The following is a 23,292-nucleotide window of genomic DNA, read 5'->3' as shown; positions in this document are numbered from 1 at the left end:
TCTTGGCATTCCCGCAGCCCACAAGGGGTTTGAGGGATCGTTGACGACGGCAGACCACCGCTGATAAACCTTCGCTTCACTCACCGTCAGCCCAAGATCCACGACAGATCCCCCGACGCGAGGTCACGTCCCATGGTCATGGTCACGAAGGTCCCACCCCGTCACACCCCCCCTCACAGAGCGCTCCGCCTGCTGCTCGCCTCCGGTGTCACCGCCGTCTCGCTCGTGGCCGTCCCCGGTACCGCCGCCGCCGAGGACGACAAGTCCGCGGGGAACACGCTCACCGTCGCCGTCTCGCAGAGCATCGACTCGCTGAGCCCCTTCCTCGCCCAGAAGCTCACCTCGACCAGCATCCACCGGCTGGCGTACGAGTACCTCACCAACTACGACGCGAAGGACGCCCGCACGGTCCCGGGCCTTGCGACGGCGTGGACCCCCTCGGCGGACAAGCTGACCTGGACGTACACGATCCGCGATAACTCGAAGTGGTCCGACGGGAAGCCCGCCACCGCCGAGGACGCGGCCTGGACCTTCAACAAGATGATGACCGACCCGAACGCCGCCACCGCCAACGGCAGCTTCACGGCGAACTTCGCGCAGGTCACCGCACCCGACCCGAAGACGCTCGTCATCCGCCTGAAGAAGCCGCAGGCCACGATGACCGCGCTCGACGTGCCGATCGTGCCGAAGCACGTCTGGGAGAAGGTCGGCGACTTCTCGAAGTTCAACAACGACAAGCAGTTCCCCATCGTGGGCAACGGGCCGTTCGTCATCACCGACTTCAAGGTCGACCAGTACATCAAGCTCAAGCCGAACAAGACGTTCTGGCGGGGCGCGCCGAAGTTCGACGAGCTGGTCTTCAAGTACTACAAGGACGGCGACGCCGCCGTCGCCGCCCTCCAGAAGGGCGAGGTGTCCTTCGTACCGAATCTGACGCCCGCCCAGGCCGCCGCGCTGAAGACCCAGAAGAACATCAAGGTCAACGACGCCCCCGGCCGCCGCTTCTACGCCATCGCCACCAACCCCGGGGCGAAGGCCCAGGACGGCAAGACCTTCGGCAACGGCCACAAGGCGCTGCTCGACCCCGCCGTCCGCAAGGCGCTCTTCCTCGCGGTCGACCGCACCACCCTCGTCGACAAGGTCTTCCAGGGCCACGCCGTCGAGGGCGAGGGCTACATCCCGCCGCGCTTCGGCTCGTACTTCTGGAAGCCCTCCGACGCCCAGAAGCGGTCGTACGACCCCACCGCCGCGGACAAGGTCCTCTTCGCGGCCGGCTACCGGAAGAACGCCGAGGGCAAGCGGGTCGGCAAGGACGGCAAGCCGCTGGACTTCCGGATCCTCTGCCACGCCACCGACCCGAACGACAAGGCGGTCGGCAAGTACCTCCAGGAGTGGTGGGGCGCGCTGGGCATCGGCCTGAAGGTCGACTGCCTGGACAGCGTCTCGGACCCGTGGGTCAAGGGCGACTACGACCTCGCGTTCGACGGCTGGTCGGTCAACCCCGACCCCGACTACGTCCTGTCGATCCACACCTGCGGCACGCTCCCCGCGACGCCGAAGGACTCCGGGGCCACCGACAACTTCATCTGCGACACGGAGTTCGACGGGCTCTACGCACAACAGGCGGTGGAGTACGACACCGCCAAGCGGGCGGATCTGGTGAAGCGGATGCAGTCCCGGCTGTACGACACGGGGTACATGAACATCATGGCCTACCCGAACGCCCTGGAGGCGTACCGCACGGACCAGATCGCGTCCATCACGACCATGCCCGAGGCCGCAGGAAACCTGTGGGGCCAGGACGGCTACTGGAGCTGGTGGTCGGCCACGCCCACGGCCTCCGCGTCCGACGGCGACAGCTCCGGCTCCTCGACGACCGTCTGGCTGATCCTCGGCCCCGTCGCGCTCGTCCTCGTCGCCGTGGGCGTCTGGACCGCCCGTCGCCGTCGCACCACCGCCGACGACCGCGAGTAGTCCGTGACGACAGCGAGCACCCCCGCCGACGTGGTGCGGGCCGAAGAGGCCCGCGCCACGGACGGCGCACCCCGCACCGGTTCCTCCCTCGGCTATCTCCGCCACGCGGCGGGCAAGCTGGGCGGCGCACTCGTCTCCCTCTTCGCCGTCCTCGTCACCAGCTTCTTCCTGTTCCGGATCATCCCCGGCGACCCGGTGAAGGCGATGACACACGGCGTGCCCACCTCCGCCGAACAACTCGCCACCCTGCGGCGTCAGTTCGGGCTCGATCTGCCGCTGTGGCAGCAGTTCACCGACTACTGCGCCAAGGCACTGAGCGGCGACCTCGGCACCTCGTTCCAGTTCCGCGCCCCGGTCGGCGACCTGATCGCGGAGAAACTGCCCGCGACGCTGCTGCTCACCGGCGTCGCCGTGGTGATCTACTCGGCGCTGGGGCTCTGGCTCGGCACCCGCTCGGCCTGGCGCCACGGCGGGCTCGGCGACAAGCTGAACACCGGGATCGCACTGACGCTCTGGTCGGTGCCCTCCTTCTGGCTCGGGCTGCTGCTCATCATCGTGTTCTCGGTCGGCATCGGCCCGATCCCGGGGCTCTTCCCGACCGGCGGCATGGAGTCGGGCACGGGCGAGACCGGCTTCGCGTACGTCCTCGACGTCGCCCACCACCTCGTCCTGCCGGTCGTCACGCTCGTGGCCGTCGGATACGCGCAGACCCTGCTCGTGATGCGCTCCTCACTCCTCGACGAGATGGGCGGCGACTATCTGACGACGGCGCGCGCGAAGGGGCTGCGGGACGACGACGTACGGCGCCGGCACGCCGTGCCGAACGCGCTCCTGCCGACCGTGACCATGATCTTCATCAACCTGGGCCATGTGGCGGCCGGCTCGATCCTGGTGGAGACGGTGTTCTCCTGGCCGGGGCTCGGCGGGCTGTTCTACCAGGCCCTGAGCGTGCCCGACCTGCCGCTCGTCCAGGGCCTGTTCGTGGTCTTCGCGGGAGCGATGATCCTGATGAACCTGATCGCCGACCTGCTGTATCCGCTGCTCGACCCCAGGGTGGGCCGATGACCTCGACCGAGCCGACACTGCCGTCGGCGGCCTCCCTGCGGTGGGAACGCCGCCGGAGTTCGGTGTCCCGCTTCTGGAAGGCGTACCGCACCCACCGCGCCGGACTCTACGGCCTCGCCGGGCTCGCCCTCATCGCGCTGCTCGCGCTGACCGCCCCACTGACCGTCGGCGCCGACGTGCAGTCCGTGACGCAGGCCCCGGGCACCGCCCTGGAGTCACCGAGCTCCGAATTCCCGCTGGGAACGGACCAGTTCGGGCGCTCGCTGCTCGGCCTGCTGATCTGGGGAGCGCGGATCTCACTGCTCGTCGGGCTGCTGGCGGCGGCACTCTCGGTCGCCATCGGCACCCTCGTGGGGATCATCGCCGGGCACTACGGCGGCTGGTTCTCGACCGTCGTCATGCGGATCACCGACTGGTTCCTCGTGATGCCGACCCTGGTCCTCGCGATCGTGCTCGCCACCGTCATGTCCCGGTCGATGTGGACGGTCGTCATCGCCATCGGGGTGACCTCATGGCCGACCACGGCCCGCCTGGTGCGGGCCCAGACGATCGCCGTCGAGTCCCGCCCGTACATCGAACGGGCGACCGCGCTCGGCGGCGGCCACGGGCACGTCATGAGCCGGCACGTGCTGCCGAACGTGATGCCGCTGGTGCTCGCGCAGACCACGCTCGGCATCTCGACCGCCATCCTCACCGAGGCGACCCTCGCCTTCCTCGGACTCGGCGACCCGACGGTCGTCTCCTGGGGCGGCATGCTCCAGGACGCCCGCGAGGCCGGCGCGGTCTCCTCCGGGCACTGGTGGTACCTGGCTCCGCCCGGCATCGCCATCGCCCTGGTCGCGCTGGCGTTCACGCTGTGCGGCCGCGCCGTCGAGTCCGTACTCAACCCGAAGCTGGGGGTGAGCCGATGAACGCCCAGAGCCTCCTGGAGGTACGGGACCTCAGGGTGACGTACGGCTCGGGCGCGTCCGCCGTGCCCGCCGTGCGCGGGGTCGACCTGACCCTGGAGCCGGGCCGCAAACTCGGCGTGGCGGGCGAGTCGGGCTGCGGCAAGTCCACACTCGCCCTCGCGCTGCTGCGCCTGCTTCCGGCGTCGGCGCGGATCGAGGGTCGGATCCTGCTCGACGGCGACGACGTCCTCGCCATGAAGTGGGGCCGGCTCCGGGCCGTGCGCTGGGCAGGGGCGTCGATCGTCTTCCAGGGCGCGATGCACTCGCTCAACGCCGTGCACCGGATCGGGGACCAGATCGCCGAACCGCTGCTCGTCCACGGCAGGGCCACCCCGGCGGCGGCCCGCAGGAAGGCCGGCGAACTGCTCGAACACGTCGGTCTGCCCGCCGCGCGCGCGGCCGCCTATCCGCACGAACTGTCCGGTGGACAGCGGCAGCGCGTGATGATCGCGATGGCGCTGGCCTGCGATCCGCAGCTGATCGTCGCGGACGAGCCGACGACCGCGCTCGACGTGATGATCCAGGCGCAGATCCTGCGGCTGATCGAGCGACTCGTCGCCGAGCAGTCCATCAGCCTCCTGATGATCAGCCACGACCTGGCGGTCCTCGCCGACACCTGCGACCGGCTCGCCGTGATGTACGCGGGCCGGGTCGTCGAGGAGGGGCCGGCCCGCGCGGTGTACGAGGCCGCTCGGCACCCCTACGGCCGGGCGCTGTCCTCGGCGTTCCCGCGCGTCGGTGACCTCGCGTCCCGGCGTGCGCCGCGCGGACTGCCGGGCGACCCGCCGGACCCGGCGGACCTGCCCGGCGGCTGCACCTTCCATCCGCGCTGTCCGGTGGCGGTGGACGCGTGCGGGGAACTCGATCTGGAGCTAAGGGAGGCGGGCACGGATCACCGGGCCGCCTGCGTCCATGTGGGGAGCGCGACATGAGTACGGAGACGGCCGTGCGTACGGAGACGACGGCGGCGGCACTGCTGTCGGCGCGCGGGCTGCACGTCACCTTCCCCGGGCGGCGGGGCGCGCCGCCCGCACGGGCGGTCGACGGGGTGGACCTGGACATCGGCGCGGGCGAGATCGTCGCCCTCGTCGGGGAGTCGGGCTGCGGCAAGACGACCCTGGCCCGGTCGCTCCTCGGTCTGGTCCGGCCCACCTCGGGGACGGTCGCCTTCGACGGGAAGCCCCTCGCGTACGGCGCCGGGGCCCTCAAGGCGTACCGGAAGCGGGCCCAGCTGGTCCTCCAGGACCCGAGCGGCTCGCTCAACCCCCGGCACACGGTGTACGACGCGGTGGCCGAGGGGCTGCGGATCCACGGGTACACGGGGGACGAGCGGGAGGCGGTCGCCGGCGCCCTCGCACGGGCCGGGCTCCGCCCCCCGGAGCGTTTCTTCCTGCGCTACCCGCACGAACTGTCCGGCGGGCAGCGCCAGCGCGTCGTCATCGCGGGCGCGCTGGTCCTGGAGCCCGAACTCATCGTCGCCGACGAACCGGTGGCCTCGCTGGACGCCTCCGTCCGGGGCGAGATCCTGGCGCTGCTGCTGCGCCTGCGCGACGAACTCGGCCTTTCCGCCCTGGTGGTGACGCACGACCTGGGTCTCGCGTGGAACATCGCGGACCGGGTGGCGGTGATGTACCTGGGCCGGGTCGTGGAGACCGGCACGGTGGAGTCCGTCCTGACCAGGCCCCGGCATCCGTACACCCAGGCGCTGTTGTCGGTGCTTCCGGAGTCCGGCGGCGCTCCGGTCGTGCTGACCGGTGAGCCCCCGGACCCGTCCCGCATCCCGTCCGGCTGCCGCTTCCACGCCCGCTGCCAGGTCCTCGCATCGGGCGAGGCGCTGGCGGTCGCGGACCGCTGCCGCGGCGAGAGCCTGCCGGTCCTGGGCGGCGGCGGGGAGCAGGAGGTGGCCTGCCACTGGGTGGCGCGGGAGGCGGTGGTCTGAGCCGGCGGGAGGCGGTGCGCGCCTCCCGTCCCGCGGCCGACCGGGACCCGACGGGCGTACGGCGGCGGGCTAGCCGGCCTGGGGGTTCTCCAGGTCGTACGCCTCCGTCAGCTCCCGGCAGCGCTTCACGTCGCCGGCCATCGCTTCGAGCAGGTCGTCCAGGGTGTCGAACTTGAGCATCCCGCGGACGTACGCGAGGAAGTCCACGGCCACGTGCAGCCCGTACAGGTCGAGGCCCTCGCGGTCGATCGCGTAGGCCTCCACCGTCCGCTCCGTGCCGTCGAACTGCGGGTTCGTGCCGACGGAGATGGCCGCCGGCATCCGCTCCCCGGCGGCCGTCAGCCAGCCGGCGTAGACGCCGTCGGCGGGGATGGCGGTGTGCGGGAGGGTCTCGACGTTGGCCGTCGGGAAGCCGAGTTCGCGGCCGCGCTGCGCGCCGCGGACCACGATGCCCTCGACGCGGTGCGGACGGCCGAGGATCTCGCCGGCTCCGGCCATGTCTCCCTCGGCCACGAGCCGGCGGGTGAGGGTGGAGGAGAAGGGGTCGCCGCCGCCGGCCGTGCCGCTGACGTAGAGGTCGATGACCTCGACCTCGTAGTCGTAGGTGGCGCCGAGCTCGGACAGGAAGGCGACGTTGCCGGCGGCCCGGTGTCCGAAGCGGAAATTGGGGCCCTCGATGACGGCCTTCGCGTGCAGCTTGTCGACGAGCACCTTGACGATGAAGTCGGCAGGGGACAGCTGGGAGAACTCGGCGGTGAACGGCAGCACGAGCACCGCGTCCACGCCGAGGCCCGCCATCAGCTCGGCGCGCCGGTGGTGCGGGGCGAGCAGCGGCGGGTGGCTGCCGGGCCGCACGACCTCGGAGGGGTGCGGGTCGAAGGTGACCACCACGGAGGGGACACCGAGTTCCCGGGCGCGCTCGACGGCCCGTCCGATGATCAGCTGGTGCCCGCGGTGCACACCGTCGTAGGAGCCGATGGTGACGACGCTGCGCCCCCAGTCCTGGGGGATGTCCTCCAAGCCACGCCAGCGCTGCACTGTGACCGCTCCTCGTCCGCCTGTTCGCCGATTACGCAGGTCTAAGACTGCCATGCCCACGGCCTTCGGTTCGCATCGGCATGGAAGTGCCGTGGCTCCGCAGCGCCCGGAGGGTCTCCGGACCGAGCAGCGGCGCCCACTCGGCGGGGTCGCCGACCGTCCAGCGGGCGAGCAGCGTGGCGAACGCGGGCCGCGCGCGGACGTGTCCCGCGAGGTCCGGGTCGAGCAGCCGCATGCCTTCGGGGGTACGGGCCCACAGGGTGGCGACCCGGTGGGTGAGCGCCCGGGTGCGCGGCTCGCTGCGCCGCTCGGCGCCCTCCGCGGCGGCCTCCAGGAGGGCGGCCAGGACGGTGAACTCCCCCGTCTCGGCCTCGTACCGCTCGTGCTCCAGGAGTACGTCGAGGAGTTCCGCCCGCAGATGGCGGGAGGCTCCGGTGCCGGGCGCGGCGAGGACGGGGGCGAGAGCGCGGCGGACCCGCGCGGGGCGGCCCCGGATCAGGCCGGATACCAGGGGGAAGAGGACGGCTCGGGCGGCCGGGCCGTGCTCGAAGCGCCGGTCGACGAAGTCGGCCACGTGCCCGGCGCCCTCGGGGTGGCGGGCGACGTATCCGCGGACGAGTGGGGCCACCCGGCGGGCGAGCGCGGGCGTGTCGACGTCGGCGAGCGCGCGCAGGGCGGCGGCGGGCACCTCGCCCGTGCCGTCCAGCCGGGCCCCGAAGGCGGCGAGGACCGGTCCGGGGTCGGCCGGGAGGGCGTCGACGAGGGCGCACGCGGGCACCCGGGGCTCGGCGAGGGCGCGGGGCAGGTGGCGGTCCCGGGTGTGCGGGTCGCGGATCAGCAGGCCGAGGGCGGCGCCGTGGAGGGACTGGTCGCCGGGGCGGGCGAGCAGGGCGAGGGCGGCGAAGCGCAGGAGTTCCCGGTCGGCGGGGCGGGTCGCGTGAACGGCCACCAGCTGCCCGTACGTGGCGGCCGCGACCCGCCGTTCCGGGCGCCCGTCGTCGTGGGCCCAGCGGTCGACGGCCCGGCAGACGGCGGAGGGCTCGTCCTCCACGAGGGCGGCGAGGAGGCCGTCGGCGAGCGGGTGGGCGGTGGCGACGAGCGCCTCGCACAGATCGTCGACGGCGAGCGCCCGATGGGTGTGCAGCAGGGCCTGGGCGGCGGTGGCGACGGTCGCGCCCGGGACGGCGGGGAGGGCGCGGTCGTCGCCGAACCAACGGCAGAGCAGCGGCTGCACGCCCCGGGGGTCGGCGGCGAGCATCCCGGCGACGGCGGCGAGGGACCGCTCGCCGGGACCCTCGCCCGGGTCCTCTCCGCGGTTCTCGCCGCGGTTCTCGCCCGGCGGCGGGTCGGCGGGGACGAGCCGCCGCAGCAGGTCGATCCGCTCGTCCTCCCCGAGCGGCAGCCCCAGCCAGAACCCGGGCCCGAACGCGGCGAAGACGGCATGCCGCCCGCCGCGGGCGTCGGCACCGCCGCCGCCCGCCCCGGGCGGCTCGGCGCCTGCCCCGATCCGGTCGGCGAGAAGCCGCAGGACGGGCAGGTACGGCCGGGGGTCCGGCAGCCTGCGCACACTCTCGCCGAACAATCGCGCGGCCCACCAGGGCCCGTCGCCGGAGGCTGGGCCCTTCTCGCCGGCGTACCGCCCGAGGGCCTCGGCGAGCACGGCGAGCCGGGGGGCGAGGGCGGCCGGGCCGCGCTCCCGGTGGAGCAGCAGGAGCGCCTGGAGGACGGGGCCGATGCGGTGACGCGGCACCGGCGGGGGCGCTTCGTCGGGGGTCCGCTGCCGGGGGACGGCGGGCGGCGCGACGGGTCCGGCGGGTCCGGCGGGTCCGGCGGGTCCGGCCGCGTCCACGGGACCGGCCGGTTCTTCGGGACGGGCCGCGTCCTCGGGACAGGCGGGAGAACCGAGGCCCGGGGAGAGCAGTGACTCCAGGGCGCCGTCCAGGTCCAGGTGGGCCGCCTGCACCCAGTCCGCCACTTCCTCGTGGGCGAAGCGGTACCCGGAACCGGCCGGGACGAGCAGTCCTTCGGTGAGGACCGCCGAGGCCCAGCCCGCCCGCCAGGGGAAGAGCTCCTCGAAGGAGGCCCGGTCGAGGACGCCGTGCCCCGGGCCGAGGCAGCGGCGGGCCGCCTCGTGGACCTGGCCCGTGACGCGGGCGGCCAGACGGCGTACGGCGCTTCCCGGGGGCAGGGGCCGGGAACCCGCGGCGATCCGGACGGCGATCCGCAGACACATCAGGTCGAGGTACGCGGTGAAGATCTCCTCGCGCCCCGGCCGCCCGGGGACGTCCGCCGGCAGCGCGGCCCGCACCTCGGCGAGCAGCCGCAGGGCCAGCGGGTGGCGGGCGTCGGCCTCGGCGAGGTCCGTCTCCCCGAGCCCGTACCCCTCGCGTACGGCCTGTGCCTCGGCCACGGAGTACGGCCCGAGGACGAGGGCGGCCGGCAGTCCGCCGGGCGCTCCGTCCCGGGGGCCCGTCGCCGGCCGGTGCAGCGCGCCCGGCAGGTAGAGCGCGCCCGCGCGTTCCCAGTGCTCGGGGCGGCAGGCGGTGACGAGATGGACGTGGTGGGCGCGGAGCCAGTCCTCGGTGGCGGTCGTCCAGTCGGCGAGCCGGTGGGCGAGGTGCGGTGGCATCTCCTCGGGGCCGTCGAGGACGACGAGCAGCGGGCGGCCCGCCTCGTGGGCGAGGGCGGCGGCCCGTTCGGGGGTGGCGGTGGTGGTGTCGCCGGGCGCCCCGGAGGCGGCGACGATCCGGCCGGCCTGCTGGAGTGCGCGGCCGACGGCCTCGGCGAGCGAGCGGTCCCCGGCGCGCAGGTCGGCGCCGCGCAGCCGGACGGTCGGGGCGGGCGCGACGCCCCGGGCACGGCGGGCGCAGAGGGCGGCGAGGGCGGTGGTGCGGCCGGTGCCGGGAGCGCCGACGAGGGCGAGGACCGGCGCCTCGCCCGCTGCGAAGCGGGCGAACTCGCGGACGCACTCAGGACGTTCGACGGGCTCGGGCCAGGGGTCCGGGTCCTGCACGGGGCCGGTGGAGGTGGCGGTGAGTTCCAGGATTCCGGCGAGGTTCAGATCGGGTCCGTAGGCGGGGACGGTGGCCGCGTTGCGCCGCAGGAGCGCGGTGAGGGCACCCTCGGGGTGCAGTCGCACCGCGTATCCGGCGGCCGGGCGGTCGCCGTGCAGGGCCGTGCCGAGGACGGCGAGGACGGTGCCGGTGGTGATGTCGACGACGGGGCCGCCGGCGGCCTGTCCGCCGAGGCGGAGGGCCTCCGCGCCCTCGGTCCCGATGGCGAGTTCGACGGCGTCGGCGAGCGTGTGGAAGCGGTCGGTGGCGGTGTACGTGACGGCGGCCGGTCCGAGTACGCGCGCCTCGCGCCAGCCGTGGGCGGCGATCCGTACGTATGTGCCGGGTTCGATCTCGGTTCGGGTCGCGAGCGGCAGCGGCCGTACGCCGAGGCCCTCGGTCCGTACGAGCGCGAGGCCGCTCTCCGGCAGCGGGGTGACGGCTTCGGCCTCGGCGAGCCAGGTCCGCTCGCCGGGGGCGTGCAGGACGACACGGCTGAGCCCGTCGACGGCTTCGTGACTGGTGACGACCGTTCCGTGGTGGTCGGCGAGGAATCCGGTGCCGCGAGGCCGGCCCGCCAGATCGCAGATCCGCACCAGCGTCGCCAGGTCCCCGCGTCCCATGGTGTCGACGGTAGGTCGCCGGTGATCACGCGGAGGACCACGAGGGGGGAACGCGCCCCCTGACACTCCCCCCTTCACTCCGAGCGCCTCCCTGATCGGGTGATTCTTCGGTGTTCTGCCGGACAGGCTGTCGCAGGGGGAAACAGAGGGGGGAGACACGTGAGGGCGGGCACGCGTGCGTGCCCGCCCTCACTGTGAGCCGACGATGAGCTCGGAACCGCTCCGATCAGCCGAAGACGGCGAGGCTCTTGGCCTTGCCCCGCTGGTCCTCCACGAGCGCAAGGAGCGTCCCCCCGGGCCCGAAGACCGCGACGGGACCCGCCGGGTACTCCGGCATCTCCAGGCGGACGCCGTTGAGCAGCAGCCTGGCCCGCTTCTCGTCGACGTCCCACCGGGGGAACGCCGCCGAGGCCGCGTCGGCGACCGGCATGACCGTGAGCTCCTGCTGGAGCTGGTCGAGCGTCTTCGCCGAGTCCAGCTTGTACGGGCCGACCCGGGTGCGGCGCAGCGCGGTCAGGTGCCCGCCCACGCCGAGGCCCGCGCCGAGGTCCCGGGCGAGCGCCCGGATGTACGTACCGGAGGAGCAGACGACGGAGACGACCAGGTCGACGACGGGGGTGCCGTCCTCGGCGGTCGCCTCACGGACGTCGTACACCTGGAAGGAGGAGACGGTGACCGGGCGGGCCGGGATCTCGAACTCCTCGCCGCCGCGCACGCGCGCGTACGACCGCTTGCCGTCGATCTTGATCGCTGAGACCTTCGAGGGCACCTGCATGATGGCGCCGGTCAGCTCGGCGACGCCCTCGTCGATGCCCTCCCGGGTCACCTTGGAGGCGTCGACGGAGGCCGTGATCTCGCCCTCGGCGTCGTCGGTGATCGTCGTCTGGCCCAGGCGGATGGTGCCCAGGTACTCCTTCTCGGTCAGCGCGAGGTGGCCGAGGAGCTTGGTCGCCCGCTCCACACCGAGGACGAGGACGCCGGTGGCCATGGGGTCGAGCGTGCCGGCGTGGCCGACCCGGCGGGTCTTCGCGATCCCGCGCATCTTGGCCACGACGTCGTGCGAGGTGAAGCCCGACGGCTTGTCGACGATGACAAGGCCGTCGGGCACCTTTGCTGCGTTGCTCATTCGGCGGCTTCGTCCTCGCCCGGCTTCTTGTAGGGGTCGGCGTCGCCCGCGAAGTGGGCGCCCGAGGACGCCTCCCGCACCTGGGCGTCCGAGGCCCGCGCCTTGTCGAGGAGGTCCTCGATCGTCTTGGCGTTCTCCGGGAGCGCGTCGGCCACGAAGGCCAGGGTCGGGGTGAACTTGGTCCCCGCCGCGCGGCCCACGGCCGAACGGAGGATGCCCTTGGCGCTCTCCAGTCCGGCTGCGGCGCTCGCCCGCTCCTCGTCGTCGCCGTAGACCGTGTAGAAGACCGTGGCCTCCCGCAGGTCGCCGGTGACCCGGGTGTCCGTGATGGTCACGTGCGTGCCCAGGCGGGGGTCCTTGATGCCGCGCTGCAGCTTCTCGGCGACCACCTCCCGGATGAGGTCTGCCAGCTTCTTCGCCCGCGCGTTGTCGGCCACTGGTCCTTCTCCTTCTTTGCCTTGCTCAACATCAGTCTTCATCAGTGTGGAGCCTGCGGCGCACCGACAGCAGCTCCACCTCGGGGCGGGCGGCGACGAGCCGCTCGCACCGGTCCAGTACGTCGCTGAGGTGTCCCGGGTCCCCCGACACCATCGCGACGCCGATCTCGGCCCGTCGATGGAGGTTCTGGCCGCTGACCTCCGCCACGCTCACCGCGAATTTCCGCTGGAGCTCGGCGACGATCGGCTTGACGACGGAGCGTTTCTCCTTCAACGAACGAACGTCGCCGAGGAGCAGATCGAAGGACAGTGTCCCCACATACATGTATGTCCGGATGTCCCGCCGGTTCGGGTTCGGTGTGCCCGCCGACCACTCGGCGGGGACATCCGAAACCGTACACGCAACGGCCGGGGCCGATCGACGGAATAGTTTCCGCCGACCGGCCCCGGCTCACTGCTGCGATCGGACGCGATCAGGCGCGCGGCTTCTCGCGCATCTCGTACGTCGCGATGACGTCGTCGATCTTGATGTCGTTGAAGTTTCCGAGGTTGATACCACCCTCGAAGCCTTCGCGGATCTCGGTGACGTCGTCCTTGAAGCGGCGCAGACCGTGGATCGTGAGGTCCTCGGCGATGACCTTGCCGTCGCGGACGAGGCGCGCCTTGGTGTTGCGCTTGACCTCGCCGGAGCGGATGAGGACACCGGCGATGTTGCCCAGCTTGGACGAGCGGAAGACCTCGCGGATCTCCGCCGTACCGAGCTCGACCTCTTCGTACTCCGGCTTGAGGAGGCCCTTGAGCGCCGCCTCGATCTCCTCGATCGCCTGGTAGATGACCGAGTAGTACCGGACGTCGACGCCCTCGCGCTCCGCCATCTGCGCGGCACGGCCGGCCGCACGGACGTTGTAGCCGATGACGATGGCGTCGGAGCCCATGGCCAGGTCGATGTCCGACTCGGTGACCGCACCCACACCGCGGTGCAGGACACGGATGTCGACCTCTTCGCCGACGTCGAGCTGGAGCAGCGAGGCCTCGAGGGCCTCGACCGCACCGGACGCGTCGCCCTTGATGATGAGGTTGAGTTCCTGGACGAGACCGGCCTTGAGCACCTTGTCGAGGTCCTCGAGGGACACCCGGCGGACGCGCTTGGCGAAGGCGGCGTTGCGCTCACGCGCGGCGCGCTTCTCGGCGATCTGACGGGCCGTACGGTCCTCGTCGACAACCAGGAGGTTGTCGCCGGCACCCGGGACGTTGGTGAGACCCAGGACCAGGACGGGAGTCGACGGGGTCGCCTCCTCGACGTTGTTGCCCTTGTCGTCGAGCATCGCCCGGACGCGGCCGTACGCGTCGCCGACCACCACGGTGTCGCCGATGCGCAGCGTTCCGCGCTGGACCAGGACGGTCGAGACGGCACCACGACCGCGGTCGAGGTGGGACTCGATCGCGATGCCCTGCGCGTCCTGGTTCGGGTTGGCCCGCAGGTCGAGCGAGGCGTCGGCGGTGAGGACGACGGCCTCGAGCAGGGAGTCGATGTGCAGACCCTGCTTGGCGGAGATGTCGACGAACATCGTGTCGCCGCCGTACTCCTCGGCCACCAGACCGAACTCGGTCAGCTGACCGCGGACCTTGGTCGGGTCCGCACCCTCGACGTCGATCTTGTTGACCGCGACGACGATCGGGACGCCGGCGGCCTTGGCGTGGTTGAGCGCCTCGATCGTCTGCGGCATGACGCCGTCGTTGGCCGCGACCACGAGGATCGCGATGTCGGTCGACTTCGCACCACGGGCACGCATGGCGGTGAACGCCTCGTGACCCGGGGTGTCGATGAAGGTGATGCGACGCTCTTCGCCGTTGACCTCGGTACCCACCTGGTAGGCACCGATGTGCTGGGTGATGCCACCGGCCTCGCCCGCGACGACGTTCGTCTTGCGGATCGCGTCGAGAAGTCGGGTCTTACCGTGGTCGACGTGACCCATGACGGTGACGACCGGCGGACGGGAGACCAGAGCCTCTTCGCCGCCCTCGTCCTCGCCGAACTCGATGTCGAAGGACTCGAGGAGCTCGCGGTCCTCTTCCTCCGGCGAGACGATCTGAACGGTGTAGTTCATCTCCTCGCCGAGCATCGTCAGCGTGTCGTCGGAGACGGACTGCGTCGCCGTGACCATCTCACCGAGGTTCATCATCACCGCGACGAGCGACGCCGGGTTGGCGCCGATCTTCTCGGCGAAGTCGGTGAGGGAGGCACCGCGCGACAGGCGAATGGTCTCGCCGTGGCCGCGAGGCAGCATCACGCCGCCCACGGACGGGGCCTGCATGGCCTCGTACTCCTGGCGCCTCTGACGCTTCGACTTGCGACCGCGACGCGCGGGACCGCCGGGACGACCGAAGGCGCCCTGCGTGCCACCACGGCCACCCGGACCGCCGGGACGGCCACCGAAGCCACCGGGACGACCGCCGAAGCCGCCGCCACCGCCGCCGGGACCACCCGGACGACCGCCGCCGCCACCGGGACCACCGGGACGACCGGCGAAGCCGCCGCCGCCACCGCCGGGACCGGCCGGACGACCGGCGAAGCCGGGACGACCGCCGCCGCCACCGCCGGGACCACCCGGACGGCCGCCGGGGCCACCGGGACCACGGCCACCGCCGCCGGGACCGGGACGCGGGCCGGCAGCGGGACGCTGCGGCATCATGCCCGGGTTGGGACGGTTACCGCCGGGCGCGCCGCCCGGACGGGGAGCCTGCGGACGAGGCATGCCACCGGGGGTGGGACGAGCGCCGCCCTGACCCTGCGGACGCGGAGCGCCGCCGGGGCCACCCTGCGGACGCGGGGCGCCCGGAGCGGCACCGGGGCCGCCGGGACGGGGAGCACCGCCACCGGGACGGGGCGTCTGCGGACGCGCCATGCCGGTGGAGCCACCCGAGGTGAAGGGGTTGTTGCCCGGACGCGGTCCGGCCGGACGGGCACCGCCCGGACGGGGAGCGCCCTGGCCCTGCGGACGCGGGGCACCCTGGCCCTGCGGACGCGGTGCGCCCTGACCCGGACGGGCCGGACGCTCGGGGCGGTCGCCGGTGGGACGGGGTCCCTGGGCGGCGCCACCGGGGCGCTGACCGGCGGCGGGAGCCGACGGAGGCGCGGTGAACTCGGGCGCGGCCGGAGCCGGGGTGACCGGCTTGGGCGCGGGCTTCGGGCCCGGGCGGGGGCCCGAGGCGGCCGGAGCCGGAGAGGGGGTGCTGCTCGCGGCGGGCGCGGCCGGAGTGACCGGGGCCGGCGCCGCAGGCGCGGCGGGGGCCGGCTTGGGGGCCGGGGCGCCGGGCTTGGGGGCAGCGGGACGTGCCGCGGCGGCCGGAGAAGGCGCCGCGGGCTTGGAGGGGGCGGCCTTGCGAGGCGCGCCAGGCTTGGCAGCGGTCTTGCCGGCGTTGCCGCCGGGACCCTGCAAAGCGTCAGTCAACTTGCGCACGACCGGCGCCTCGATCGTCGAGGACGCCGAACGGACGAATTCACCGAGTTCTTGGAGCTTGGCCATGACGACCTTGCTCTCCACGCCGAACTCCTTGGCGAGTTCGTATACCCGGACCTTAGCCACTTCGCTCCTTTGAGGTCCGGGTTACCGCCGGACCGTCGCTACTTCATGGGCGTACTCATCGCGTACTCATCGAGTGCTCATCGCAATCTCGACCTACTTCCAACTCGCGAGGTACCTGACCGCACGGTGTTCCGTGCCGTACTTCTTCACTGCGGTGCCGGCCGTTCGACGTGGTGACGTAGTTCCGCTGTTTCGAGCGGGCCCTGGACCTTGAAGGCCCTCGGCAACGCTCGGCGGCGGACCGCCAGGTCGAGACAAGCCACGGCGGGGTGCAGGTATGCACCCCGGCCGGGCAGCGTACCGCGATGATCAGGAACGCACTCGTCCTTGTTCACCACGATCCGCAGTAGATCGCTCTTGGCCGCTCGCACCCGGCATCCCACACAGGTTCGCTCAGGGCACGCGCGGGCATGCGTCCGGCCAGACACTATTAAGTCTACCTCCCCGTACCGACCTCACCTGTTTGGGGCAAGAATCGAACAGTTGTTGGCCTAAAACGGTCTCAGTCCTCCGGACCGCTCGGCTCGGTGTCGGGACGGATGTCGATGCGCCAGCCGGTGAGCCGCGCGGCGAGGCGGGCGTTCTGGCCCTCCTTGCCGATCGCCAGCGACAGCTGGTAGTCCGGCACCGTCACCCGGGCGGAACGGGCCGCCATGTCGACGACCTCGACCCGGGACACCCGCGCCGGGGAGAGCGCGTTCGCCACCATCTCGGCCGGGTCGTCCGACCAGTCGACGATGTCGATCTTCTCGCCGAGGAGCTCCGCCATCACGTTGCGGACGCGGCTGCCCATCGGGCCGATGCAGGCACCCTTGGGGTTCAGGCCCGAACGGGTGGAACGGACGGCGATCTTGGTGCGGTGACCGGCCTCACGGGCGATGGCCGCGATCTCGACCGAGCCGTCGGCGATCTCCGGCACCTCGAGGGCGAAGAGCTTCTTCACCAGATTGGGGTGGGTGCGCGAAAGGGTGACGGACGGACCGCGGACACCCTTCGCCACCCGGACGACGTACGTCCGCAGCCGCAGACCGTGCGTGTAGTCCTCGCCCGGCACCTGCTCCTGCACCGGAAGAATGGCTTCCAGCTTGTCGTCCAGACGGACCAGGACGTTCTTCGGGTCCTTGCCCTGCTGCACGACACCGGCGACGACGTCGCCCTCGCGGCGCGCGTACTCGCCGAACGTCACGTCGTTCTCGGCGTCCCGCAGACGCTGCTGGATCACCTGGCGGGCGGTGCTCGCCGCGATCCGGCCGAAGTCCGACGGGGTGTCGTCGAAGTCCTTGGGCTCCTGGCCCTCCTCCAGATCGGAGGGGTCTTCCTTCGCCCACACCGTCACGTGACCGGTCTGCCGGTTCAGCTCCACACGCGCGTGGCGGCGGGCGTCGGGGGTGCGGTGGTAGGCGATGAGGAGGGCCGACTCGATCGCCTCGACCAGCAGGTCGAAGGAGATCTCCTTCTCATTCGCCAAGCCCTTGAGCAGCTTCACGTCGATGTCCACGGCTACGCCTCCTCTTCCTTCTTGTCCTTGCGGTTGAACTCGATCTCGACACGGGCCTTGGCGATGTCGGCGAACGCGACCCGGCGGGCGGTGGGCTTGCGCCCCTTCACACCCGGCACTTCGAGGTCGAGGCCGTCCTCGTCCACGGCCATGATCCGCGCGACCAGTTCCTCGGCGGCGCCGTCGGTGGTCAGCTGGAACCTGGCGAGGCGGCCGGTGGCCCGCACGTAGTGGCGGTGCTCGGTCAGCGGGCGGTCGGCGCCGGGGGAGCTGACTTCGAGGACGTACTCGCCCTCGCCCATCGCGTCGGTCTCGTCGAGCTTCTCGGAGATCGCACGGCTCAGCTCGGCACAGGCGTCCAGTTCCACGCCCTCGTCCGAATCGACGACGATCCTCAGCAGTCCGCGGCGGCCGGCCCGGGACACCTCGATCTCCTCGAGATCCAGGTCCCTCGCGTGGACGAGCGGCTCCACGAGTCCGCGCAGCCTGTCGCTCTGGGTGGTGCTCATCCGGGTGACTCCTCGGCCGCGTGTGCTGTTGTGGGTTCGTCGCGCTTTGCTCGCGTGTCAGACCAAAGGGTATCCGGTCCGGGAGGGTGTTGCCGTCCACCGCCCCGGGGCCCGCGGGTACGCTCGCCTGCGGTGATCCCGACGATCTTCGACGACGTACCACGGCTGAGGGAGAGAGCGTGACGACGACGGGCAGGCGCGCACTCCTGACGGCGGGGGTCTCGGCCGCCGCCGCGGCGGCGCTCTCGGGCTGCACCGCCTCCGGGGACCCGGGTCCCCGGAAGCCCAGTCCGGCCGAGGTGGAGGCCGAACGGGTGGCGCGTGCCGAGGCCGCGCTGCGGCTGCGCTCCGTGACCGCCTCCAGGACCCTGCTGGAACGTTACGACGCGGCGCTCACCGCCCATCCCGCCCTCGCGCCCCGGCTCACCCCGCTGCGACGCTCCGTGGCGGCGCACGCCAAGGCGCTCGGCGAGGGCGGTACGACGGTGCGACCGGCGACGGCCCCACCGGCCGCCACCGCTTCCGCTTCCGCTTCCACCGGGGCTTCCGCCTCCGCGCGGCCCACCGCGCCCCCCGTGCCCGTCGCGACCGACCCCCGGGCGGCACTGAAGGAGCTCGCGGCGGCCGAACGCACCGCCGCCGACGCCCACACCGCCGCCCTGGTCACCGCCCCGCCCGAGTACGCCCGGCTGCTGGCCTCCGTGGCCGCCGCCGGCGCCGCCCACGCCTACCTGCTGACCGAAGGAGCCCGGGCATGAGCGCCCTCGACGCGACCCAGGCCGCGCTGGCCGCCGAACACGCGGCGGTGTACGGGTACGGGGTCGTCGGCGGCCGGATCGGGACGGAACGGCGGGCCGAGGCCACCGCCGCGTACGAGGCGCACCGGGCACGCCGGGACGCGCTGCGCCGGAGCGTGCGCGACCTCGGCGGTACGCCGGTGGTGGCGGCGGCCGCGTACGAGCTGCCCTTCCGGGTCGCGGACCCGGCCGGCGCCGTACGGCTCGCGGCCGTCATCGAGGACCGGGTGGCCGGGGTCTGCTCCGACCTCGTCCGGGCCACCGAGGGCCCTCGGCGCCGCGAGGCGGCCGCCGCGCTGCGGGAGGCGGCGGTACGCGCAGTCCGCTGGCGCGGCAGCGACGTAACCTTTCCTGGGCTCGCCGAGCGGGTGTGAGCCCCGCCCCGACCGAAGGAACAACGTACGCATGGGTTTCGAACCGCCGCAGCGACTGATCAGGACGCTCGGCGAGACGTACGGGGACGCCGCGGCGGCCGAATGGCTCGGGAGCCTGCCCGAGCTCGCCGATCAGGTACTCGACCGCGCCGCCCTGGAGAGCGAACGGGTGATGGCACCCGGCGGACGCAGCAGCCTGGTCGTGCTCGTCCGGCGGTCCGACGGCTCCCCCGCCGCGCTCAAGATCGCACCCTCGTTCGCCCGGCCCGACCTGGAGCGGGACGCGCTCGCGCACTGGAACGGCTGGGGCGCGGTCCAGCTCCTCGACGAGGCCGCGGAGGGCGCGCTCGTCCTCGAACGGCTGCACCCCGAGGTCTCGCTCCGCTCGCTCCCGGAGGCGAAGGCACTGCTGGAGGCGGCCGGGACCGTACGCAAGCTGTGGGTCGAACCGGCGGCGGAGCACGGCTTCGAGACGGTGGCCGAGCGGACCGCCCGGCAGGCGGCGGCGATGGTCCCCCACCTGGCCGGGACAGGAACCGCCGAGCTGACGACGGCGGCGCTCGCGGCGCGCGAGGAGCTCGTCCACGGCTCCTCGGAGACGGTGCTGCTGCACGGGAACTTCCGGCAGGGCAAGGTGCTCGGCGGTGACCGGGCGCCCTGGCTGGCCGTGGGCCCCGAGCCGCTGGTCGGCGAGCGGGCGTACGACCTCGCCCGGCTCGTGCGGGACCGGGTCGAGGACCTGGTGGCCGCGTCCTCGGGTGCCTCGGCGGCCCGGCGGCGGGTCAACAAGCTGGCGGACTCCCTGGACCTGGACCGGGAGCGGCTGCGCGGCTGGACGCTGTTCCGCGCGGTCGAGTCGGGCACGCGGGCGCTGACGGCGGGGCGCCGGCAGGATGCCGAGCTGCTCCTGGAGTTCGCGAGCTGGCTGTAGGGGAATACCCTTTCTGTACCGTTCGGCTCAATCCAGGGGGCCGTGATGATCGAAGATCTGCTGGTGGCGGCGGCCGGCGTGGCCGCGGCGGCCGCCGTGTACGCGGGGGCGGCCGCACGGGTCGTGAAGCAGTACGAGCGAGGAGTCGTCTTCCGCTTCGGCCGGCTGCGCAACGACGTGCGCGCGCCCGGATTCACGATGATCGTTCCGGGGGTGGACCGCCTCCACAAGGTGAACATGCAGATCGTCACGATGCCCGTGCCCGCGCAGGAGGGCATCACGCGGGACAACGTGACGGTGCGGGTCGACGCGGTCGTCTACTTCAAGGTCGTCGACGCCGCGGAGGCGCTGATCCGGGTCGAGGACTACAAGTTCGCGGTCTCGCAGATGGCGCAGACGTCCCTGCGGTCGATCATCGGCAAGAGCGATCTCGACGACCTGCTGTCGAACCGGGAGAAACTCAACCAGGGCCTGGAACTGATGCTGGACTCCCCCGCGATCGGCTGGGGCGTGCAGATCGACCGGGTCGAGATCAAGGACGTCTCCCTGCCGGAGACGATGAAGCGCTCGATGGCCCGGCAGGCGGAGGCGGACCGGGAACGCCGGGCGCGGGTGATCAACGCGGACGCGGAGCTCCAGGCCTCGAAGAAGCTGGCGGAGGCGGCGGCGGTCATGTCCGACCAGCCGGCGGCGCTGCAGCTGCGGCTGCTGCAGACCGTGGTGGCGGTGGCGGCGGAGAAGAACTCGACGCTGGTCCTGCCGTTCCCGGTGGAACTGCTGCGATTCCTGGAACGGTCGACGATGGGGTCCGCGGCCGCCGTGGGCGAGGCGTCCGCCGAGGCGCCCACCCCGCCGACAGCGCCCGCCCCGCCGACAGCGCCGACACCGCCGGTCAGTGACGCGTACCTGAAGGGCGCGGCCCATGCGGCCGAGGGAGTGGAGCCGGTGGGTGACCTGACGGGGGCGTCGGTGGATCCGGCTCCGCCCGACGAAGGCGCCTGAGCGTCCCACGACGGGAGGGGCGGGGGCCTCGGGCCCCCGCCCCTCCCTCACGTCTCCCGCGTCAGGCGGTCAGGCGGGCGAGCGCCTCGTCGACCGTCAGTTCCTCGCGGTCGCCCGTGCGGCGGTCCTTCAGCTCCACGACGCCCTCCGCCGCACGGCGGCCCGCGACCAGGATCTTCGGGACGCCCATGAGCTCCGCGTCGGTGAACTTGACGCCGGGCGAGACGCCCGCGCGGTCGTCGACCAGGACGCGGAGGCCCGCGGCGGACAGCTTGTCGGAGACCTCCAGTGCCAGCTCCGTCTGGAGCGCCTTGCCCGCGGCGACGACGTGGACGTCGGCCGGGGCGACCTCGGCGGGCCAGCACAGGCCCTTCTCGTCGGCCGTCTGCTCCGCGAGCGCGGCGACGGCGCGCGAGACGCCGATGCCGTACGAGCCCATGGTCACGCGGACCGGCTTGCCGTGCTGGCCGAGGACGTCGAGCTTGAGGGCATCGGCGTACTTGCGGCCCAGCTGGAAGATGTGGCCGATCTCGATGGCGCGGTCCAGCTTGAGGCCGGTGCCGCACGTGGGGCACGGGTCGCCCTCCTGCACGACGACGACGTCGACGTACTCCTCGACCTCGAAGTCACGGCCCGCGACGACGTTCTTCGCGTGCATGCCGTCCTTGTTGGCACCGGTGATCCACGCGGTGCCCGGCGCCACGCGCGGGTCGGCGATGTACGTGACCTTCTCCAGGCCCTGCGGGCCGACGTAGCCCCGTACGAGGTCGGCGCGCTCGGCGAAGTCGGTCTCGGTGACCATCTCGACGGTCGCCGGCGCGAAGTGCTCCTCGACCTTGCCCATGTCGACCTCGCGGTCGCCGGGGACGCCCACCGCGACGATCTCGCCGTCGACCTTCACGAGGAGGTTCTTCAGCGTGGCGGAGGCCGGGACGCCGAGGGAGGCGGCCAGGGTCTCGATCGTCGGGGTGTCCGGGGTGGGGATCTCCTCGGCGGCCGCGACGGCCGAGCCGTCGACCGGCTTGAGCTCGTACGAGATCGCCTCGGTGTTCGCCGCGAAGTCGCAGTTCGGGCAGTCGGCGAAGGTGTCCTCGCCGGCCTCGGCCGGGGCCAGGAACTCCTCGGACTTCGAGCCGCCCATGGCTCCGGCGGTGGCCGCGACGATGCGGTAGTCGAGGCCGAGGCGCTCGAAGACCCGCTGGTAGGCCTGGCGGTGCAGGGCGTAGGACTGGGCGAGGCCCTCGTCCTCCGTGTCGAAGGAGTACGAGTCCTTCATGAGGAACTCGCGGCCGCGCAGGATGCCGGCGCGGGGGCGGGCCTCGTCACGGAACTTGTTCTGGATCTGGTAGAGGATGACCGGCAGGTCCTTGTACGACGAGCACTGGTCCTTGACCAGGAGCGTGAAGATCTCCTCGTGCGTCGGGCCGAGGAGGTAGTCGCCGCCCTTGCGGTCCTGGAGACGGAAGAGCTCGGCGCCGTACTCGTCCCAGCGGCCCGTCGCCTCGTACGGCTCACGCGGCAGCAGCGCGGGGAGGGTGACCTCCTGCGCGCCGATCGCGTCCATCTCCTCGCGGACGATGCGCTCGATGTTGGAGAGGACCTTCTTGCCGAGGGGCAGCCAGCTCCAGATGCCGGCGGCGGTGCGGCGCACGTAGCCGGCGCGGACGAGGAGCTTGTGGCTGAGGACCTCGGCGTCGGCCGGGTCGTCGCGCAGCGTCTTCGCCATCAACTGGGACATGCGCTGGACCGGTGCGTTGGCCATGGTTCTCGTACTCCTGCCGGGTAAGGATGATGGCCCCGAGATTAGCCGGGCCTCCCCGGGTCGGAGAAATCAGTTCCGGCGCTTGAGCGGCAGGGCCGCGCCCATGACCGCGTACGGGCGGACCGCGCTCGGGAAGTGCACCTGGCGGGCGAGGTCCTGGTAGCCGAGGGAGCGGTAGAGGCCGCGGGCCGGGCTGTCGGTGTCGATCGCCGAGAGGATCGAGCGCGGTTGGGCGGACTCGTCGGTGATGGTGGTGATCAGCTCGCGGCCCACACCACGCCCCTGGTGGGACGGGTGGACGTGGAGTTCGGTGATCACGAAGGAGTCGTCGAGCCAGTCGACGGTGCCCGTGGCGCGCAGATACGACTCGACGACGGTGGACCACCAGTGCCCGCGGTCGTTGGGCATCCCGTACACGAACCCGACGAGCTTCCCCTCGGGGGTGGTGGCCCCGTAGGCGCGCGCGCCGGGGTTCAGCAGGTGGCGCAGCACGATGTGGCGGCGTACGGCGATCTCGTCCTGGTCCAGGCCGAAGGCGAGCGCCTGCACGGCGAGTGCCTCGTCCACCCGGGCTGCGAGATTGACCGGCCCGATCATGATCTCTGCGTCATCCATGCGGCGCACCCT

20 protein-coding genes are annotated in these 23,292 nt (G+C 72.5%); 9 read left to right on the top strand and 11 right to left on the bottom strand.

Annotated features, from left to right (window positions below; translation table 11 throughout):
• The first annotated feature begins 138 nt into the window (after nucleotides 1-138).
• Genes IF00_RS0127160 through IF00_RS0127140 form a run of 5 tightly spaced genes read left to right on the top strand, consistent with a single transcriptional unit; the run spans nucleotide 139 to nucleotide 5,928 of the window.
• Nucleotides 139-1,974, top strand: coding sequence for an ABC transporter substrate-binding protein (locus tag IF00_RS0127160; RefSeq protein WP_030322440.1), 1,836 nt, complete (start codon nucleotides 139-141; stop codon nucleotides 1,972-1,974).
• Between the two features lie 3 nt (nucleotides 1,975-1,977).
• Nucleotides 1,978-3,039 carry an ABC transporter permease gene (locus IF00_RS0127155; RefSeq protein ID WP_030322438.1) on the top strand — a complete coding sequence of 354 codons (1,062 nt, stop codon included), beginning with the start codon at nucleotides 1,978-1,980 and terminating at the stop codon, nucleotides 3,037-3,039.
• Nucleotides 3,036-3,950: an ABC transporter permease gene (locus IF00_RS0127150; protein WP_030322436.1), complete on the top strand. Its 915-nt coding sequence runs from the start codon at nucleotides 3,036-3,038 to the stop codon at nucleotides 3,948-3,950. The genes IF00_RS0127155 and IF00_RS0127150 overlap by 4 nt, the downstream gene beginning before the upstream one ends.
• Complete coding sequence (locus tag IF00_RS0127145; RefSeq protein ID WP_030322434.1) at nucleotides 3,947-4,921, top strand: ABC transporter ATP-binding protein; 975 nt, start codon at nucleotides 3,947-3,949, stop codon at nucleotides 4,919-4,921. Before IF00_RS0127150 ends, IF00_RS0127145 begins: the two co-directional genes overlap by 4 nt.
• Nucleotides 4,918-5,928 (top strand): ABC transporter ATP-binding protein, encoded by a 1,011-nt coding sequence (locus IF00_RS0127140; protein ID WP_030322433.1) that lies wholly within the window; start codon nucleotides 4,918-4,920, stop codon nucleotides 5,926-5,928. The genes IF00_RS0127145 and IF00_RS0127140 overlap by 4 nt, the downstream gene beginning before the upstream one ends.
• A 69-nt stretch (nucleotides 5,929-5,997) precedes the next feature.
• Here IF00_RS0127140 and IF00_RS0127135 read toward each other — a convergent pair whose 3' ends face one another.
• The 9 genes from IF00_RS0127135 to rimP all read right to left on the bottom strand — a co-directional run bounded on the left by IF00_RS0127135 (nucleotide 5,998) and on the right by rimP (nucleotide 17,799).
• On the bottom strand, nucleotides 5,998-6,966 hold the full coding sequence (locus tag IF00_RS0127135) for a bifunctional riboflavin kinase/FAD synthetase (RefSeq protein WP_030322431.1): 969 nt from the start codon (nucleotides 6,964-6,966) through the stop codon (nucleotides 5,998-6,000).
• Between the two features lie 31 nt (nucleotides 6,967-6,997).
• On the bottom strand, nucleotides 6,998-10,642 hold the full coding sequence (locus IF00_RS0127130; protein WP_030322430.1) for a S1 family peptidase: 3,645 nt from the start codon (nucleotides 10,640-10,642) through the stop codon (nucleotides 6,998-7,000).
• 226 nt (nucleotides 10,643-10,868) lie between these two features.
• Nucleotides 10,869-11,768, bottom strand: a complete 900-nt coding sequence (truB, locus tag IF00_RS0127125; RefSeq protein WP_030322428.1) for a tRNA pseudouridine(55) synthase TruB — start codon at nucleotides 11,766-11,768, stop codon at nucleotides 10,869-10,871.
• Complete coding sequence (rbfA, locus tag IF00_RS0127120) at nucleotides 11,765-12,205, bottom strand: 30S ribosome-binding factor RbfA (protein WP_030322427.1); 441 nt, start codon at nucleotides 12,203-12,205, stop codon at nucleotides 11,765-11,767. The genes truB and rbfA overlap by 4 nt, the downstream gene beginning before the upstream one ends.
• Nucleotides 12,206-12,236: 31 nt before the next feature.
• Nucleotides 12,237-12,530: a DUF503 domain-containing protein gene (locus tag IF00_RS0127115; RefSeq protein WP_030322425.1), complete on the bottom strand. Its 294-nt coding sequence runs from the start codon at nucleotides 12,528-12,530 to the stop codon at nucleotides 12,237-12,239.
• A gap of 148 nt (nucleotides 12,531-12,678) precedes the next feature.
• Nucleotides 12,679-15,792, bottom strand: a complete 3,114-nt coding sequence (gene infB / locus IF00_RS44050; RefSeq protein WP_078944866.1) for a translation initiation factor IF-2 — start codon at nucleotides 15,790-15,792, stop codon at nucleotides 12,679-12,681.
• 146 nt (nucleotides 15,793-15,938) lie between these two features.
• Nucleotides 15,939-16,220, bottom strand: a complete 282-nt coding sequence (locus IF00_RS44045) for a YlxR family protein (protein WP_078944865.1) — start codon at nucleotides 16,218-16,220, stop codon at nucleotides 15,939-15,941.
• A 74-nt stretch (nucleotides 16,221-16,294) separates the two neighbouring features.
• Entirely contained in the window at nucleotides 16,295-17,290 is a 996-nt protein-coding gene (gene nusA / locus IF00_RS0127100; protein WP_030322420.1) for a transcription termination factor NusA, read from the bottom strand.
• A 2-nt stretch (nucleotides 17,291-17,292) separates the two neighbouring features.
• Complete coding sequence (gene rimP, locus IF00_RS0127095) at nucleotides 17,293-17,799, bottom strand: ribosome maturation factor RimP (protein ID WP_030322419.1); 507 nt, start codon at nucleotides 17,797-17,799, stop codon at nucleotides 17,293-17,295.
• A gap of 179 nt (nucleotides 17,800-17,978) precedes the next feature.
• Here rimP and IF00_RS0127090 point away from each other — a divergent pair, with 179 nt between their 5' ends.
• The 4 genes from IF00_RS0127090 to IF00_RS0127075 are packed head-to-tail and all read left to right on the top strand — an operon-like array spanning nucleotide 17,979 to nucleotide 20,903.
• On the top strand, nucleotides 17,979-18,557 hold the full coding sequence (locus IF00_RS0127090; protein WP_030322417.1) for a hypothetical protein: 579 nt from the start codon (nucleotides 17,979-17,981) through the stop codon (nucleotides 18,555-18,557).
• Nucleotides 18,554-18,970 (top strand): ferritin-like domain-containing protein, encoded by a 417-nt coding sequence (locus tag IF00_RS0127085; RefSeq protein ID WP_030322416.1) that lies wholly within the window; start codon nucleotides 18,554-18,556, stop codon nucleotides 18,968-18,970. The genes IF00_RS0127090 and IF00_RS0127085 overlap by 4 nt, the downstream gene beginning before the upstream one ends.
• A 31-nt stretch (nucleotides 18,971-19,001) precedes the next feature.
• Entirely contained in the window at nucleotides 19,002-19,901 is a 900-nt protein-coding gene (locus IF00_RS0127080; protein ID WP_030322414.1) for an aminoglycoside phosphotransferase family protein, read from the top strand.
• A gap of 45 nt (nucleotides 19,902-19,946) precedes the next feature.
• The gene (locus tag IF00_RS0127075; RefSeq protein WP_030322412.1) at nucleotides 19,947-20,903 is read left to right on the top strand and encodes a slipin family protein; all 957 of its coding nucleotides are present in this window, start codon (nucleotides 19,947-19,949) and stop codon (nucleotides 20,901-20,903) included.
• Nucleotides 20,904-20,964: 61 nt separating this feature from the next.
• On the opposite strand, the gene IF00_RS0127070 is transcribed toward IF00_RS0127075, so the two are convergent.
• Entirely contained in the window at nucleotides 20,965-22,665 is a 1,701-nt protein-coding gene (locus IF00_RS0127070) for a proline--tRNA ligase (protein ID WP_030322411.1), read from the bottom strand.
• A gap of 69 nt (nucleotides 22,666-22,734) precedes the next feature.
• The gene (locus tag IF00_RS0127065; protein WP_030322409.1) at nucleotides 22,735-23,280 is read right to left on the bottom strand and encodes a GNAT family N-acetyltransferase; all 546 of its coding nucleotides are present in this window, start codon (nucleotides 23,278-23,280) and stop codon (nucleotides 22,735-22,737) included.
• Nucleotides 23,281-23,292 lie beyond the last annotated feature (12 nt).

Origin of the sequence: Streptomyces flavochromogenes (genome assembly GCF_000717595.1) — a bacterium.
Classification (GTDB): domain Bacteria; phylum Actinomycetota; class Actinomycetes; order Streptomycetales; family Streptomycetaceae; genus Streptomyces; species Streptomyces flavochromogenes.
The sequence above is the reverse complement of the archived record's forward strand: the minus strand, read 5'-3'. Positions and strand labels throughout refer to the sequence as shown.